We start from the raw sequence: 2,179 nt of genomic DNA, 5'->3' as shown, positions 1-2,179 counted from the left end.
TTCAAACTGCTGATCGGGGCGGCCAAACGAGCAGGCAGTTGGCGCGGGATGGAGCCGGACGATGTGCTGTTCTACGCCAACACCGGCGGCGATGAAATCAAGGTAGAAGCCTTCGGCGTCAAGCTCAATGCGGCCGACCTGCTCGACATCGACCCCAAAGGGGGCAGTAAAAGCGTGCACAAGATCAAAGGCTTCGTGACCTCCCCTGATTTCATTCACATCGATGGCGTGCCGTACCTCTCCAAGGACGACACCCGCCACCTGATGGATTAGGGGGAGTCATGGACGATATCGACCGAGCCACCCGCCACGCCGCGCGCATGCTGGCCATTCAACTGGCCAACCAGGTGGGTAAGAGCCGCGCCCTGGGCCCGAGCCTGCTTGAATGCGAGGAGTGCGACGACCCTATCCCCGCCGCGCGCCGCCAAACTGTACCGGGGGTGCGCCTGTGCGTCCCCTGCAAAACCCGGCTCGAACGCTTGAGCCGCTAACCAGAGCCTGATGGATATGAACTCTATGCCAACCAAAGACCCCATTATCGGTGCCGCCCTGCTGGCCTGGCTGATGGACAATTGGCCCTCTGTCTATGGGGCCTTGCTTGCGCTCATCATCGCCTTCTTGCGCATCACCTACGCCGGGGGCAGTGGTCGACGCCGCCTGATTGAATCCAGCTTGTGCGGATTTATCACCCTGGCCGCAGCTACCGGCACCCAACTGCTTGGTATTCCCGCCGAAGCCACCCCGTTCCTGGGCGGCATGGTCGGCCTGCTTGGCATGGACATCATCCGGGGCAAAGCCGAGCGCCTGTTTGGCAAAGGAGGCGACGATGCCGCGCATTGAGTGCAGCCGCAATCTGGCGGCCTTTCTCGACCTGCTGGCCTTCTCCGAGGGCACCAAGGGGCGGGGCGATGATGGTTATAACAAGCTGGTCAATCCGGCGGGTTTCTTCGGTGACTATCGCGAGCACCCCGACGTACTGGTGCAGGTCAATCCGAGCCTCAGAAGTACCGCCGCCGGGCGCTATCAGTTCCTGTCCCGTCACTGGCGCCACTACCAGGCGGCGCTTGGCCTGCCGGACTTTGGCCCTCTCTCCCAGGACAAGTGGGCCATCCAGCTTATCCGCGAGCGCCGGGCCTTGGCCGACATCGAGGCGGGCCGCATCGATGAGGCCATGCGTAAGTGCAACAACATCTGGGCCAGTCTGCCTGGCGCAGGCTACGGCCAGCCGGAACACCCACTGGAAACCCTGTTGGCCAAGTTCACCGAGTTTGGTGGGGTGCTGGCATGAGCACCTTCCTCCGGCTGCTGCCGACCCTCCTCGGCTTAATGATTGGCACCACCCTGTTTGTCCAGGGCCAGCGGCTCAGCGTTCGCACTCAAGAGCTGGCCACCGCCAACAACACCATCAACGCCCTGCAAGCCATCAGCGAACAGCAAGCCAAGGCATTGGCGGCCATCCCGCTGCGCGAGAAGGAGATTCGCCAACTGCTCGACCAGCAAAACGACGCGCTGGCCAAGCTCGACCAGCAACGAAGGAGCATTGCCGATGAACTGCAACATGCCCTGGCCACGCCGCCAGTTGGTCGTCCGGACTGCAGCCGTGAGCCTCTGCCTGCTGGCGCTCTGCGCCTGCTCAAGCCAGCCGCCCCTGGTGAAAACCGAGCTGGTCAGGCTGCTGCCGCCACCGGGGCTGGTGCCCCGCTGCCCGGAGCCTGAATTTAATGGCACAACCTGGGGCGAGGCCGTGGCCTTTATCCCCACGCTGCAGGGCGCGCTGCGCCACTGCCAACAACAGATAACCACCCTGAATCACTGGATTACTCAAGAGGAAAACCAACCATGAGCAAGCAAACCATCACCCTGACCATCAATGGGTCTGACATCAGCTTTGAGCCCACCCTGGTGGCCTACAACAGTTACATCAACGGATTGTCGATGACCGACAAAGTGGCCCCCACCCATCAATACCTCAAGCGCATCGTCTGTGCTGACTGCAAGCAATCACTCGATACCCTGCTGGCCCGCCCGGGCGCAGCCTTGCAAGTCGCCGCCAAGGTCAATGAGCAGTACGTCCCGGAACTGGATATCGAAGTAAAAAACTAACCGCGCGCGCCGAGGCCATCGAGCACAACCAGCTAGAGCAGGTGCTGGCACTGCGCCGCCACTACCTGCCCCATGA

The 2,179-nt window shown here is 62.0% G+C and carries 7 protein-coding genes; all 7 read left to right on the top strand.

Translation table 11 applies throughout. The annotated features are described in order from the left end of the window. The coding region (locus tag BN1130_RS16460) for a phage protein (RefSeq protein ID WP_042042806.1) at positions 1-273 on the top strand (273 nt) is incomplete at its 5' end. A gap of 8 nt (positions 274-281) precedes the next feature. Further along, complete coding sequence (locus BN1130_RS16455) at positions 282-491, top strand: TraR/DksA family transcriptional regulator (protein WP_042043292.1); 210 nt, start codon at positions 282-284, stop codon at positions 489-491. 25 nt (positions 492-516) lie between these two features. Continuing rightward, positions 517-840 (top strand): phage holin, lambda family, encoded by a 324-nt coding sequence (locus tag BN1130_RS16450; RefSeq protein WP_042043290.1) that lies wholly within the window; start codon positions 517-519, stop codon positions 838-840. After that, positions 827-1,288, top strand: coding sequence for a glycoside hydrolase family 24 protein (locus BN1130_RS16445; RefSeq protein ID WP_042043288.1), 462 nt, complete (start codon positions 827-829; stop codon positions 1,286-1,288). The genes BN1130_RS16450 and BN1130_RS16445 overlap by 14 nt, the downstream gene beginning before the upstream one ends. Continuing rightward, positions 1,285-1,716 (top strand): hypothetical protein, encoded by a 432-nt coding sequence (locus BN1130_RS16440; RefSeq protein WP_042043287.1) that lies wholly within the window; start codon positions 1,285-1,287, stop codon positions 1,714-1,716. The genes BN1130_RS16445 and BN1130_RS16440 overlap by 4 nt, the downstream gene beginning before the upstream one ends. Then, positions 1,601-1,843 carry an Rz1-like lysis system protein LysC gene (lysC, locus tag BN1130_RS22920; RefSeq protein WP_232302033.1) on the top strand — a complete coding sequence of 81 codons (243 nt, stop codon included), beginning with the start codon at positions 1,601-1,603 and terminating at the stop codon, positions 1,841-1,843. Before BN1130_RS16440 ends, lysC begins: the two co-directional genes overlap by 116 nt. Next, a complete protein-coding gene (locus BN1130_RS16430; RefSeq protein ID WP_042043283.1) occupies positions 1,840-2,103 on the top strand; it encodes a putative phage tail assembly chaperone in 264 nt (87 codons plus the stop codon). Before lysC ends, BN1130_RS16430 begins: the two co-directional genes overlap by 4 nt. Positions 2,104-2,179 lie beyond the last annotated feature (76 nt).

The sequence above is a fragment of the Aeromonas rivuli genome (assembly GCF_000820045.1).
GTDB classification, from domain to species: domain Bacteria; phylum Pseudomonadota; class Gammaproteobacteria; order Enterobacterales; family Aeromonadaceae; genus Aeromonas; species Aeromonas rivuli.
Note: the sequence above shows the minus strand (reverse complement) of the source record. Positions and strands in the feature narration are given on the sequence as shown.

Excerpts from the sequence above, each read along its gene's own strand:
- BN1130_RS16455 (WP_042043292.1), top strand. The coding sequence starts at position 282 with ATGGACGATATCGACCGAGCCACCCGCCACGCCGCGCGCATGCTGGCC.
- BN1130_RS16450 (WP_042043290.1), top strand. The coding sequence starts at position 517 with ATGCCAACCAAAGACCCCATTATCGGTGCCGCCCTGCTGGCCTGGCTG.
- BN1130_RS16445 (WP_042043288.1), top strand. The coding sequence starts at position 827 with ATGCCGCGCATTGAGTGCAGCCGCAATCTGGCGGCCTTTCTCGACCTG.
- BN1130_RS16440 (WP_042043287.1), top strand. The coding sequence starts at position 1,285 with ATGAGCACCTTCCTCCGGCTGCTGCCGACCCTCCTCGGCTTAATGATT.
- BN1130_RS16430 (WP_042043283.1), top strand. The coding sequence starts at position 1,840 with ATGAGCAAGCAAACCATCACCCTGACCATCAATGGGTCTGACATCAGC.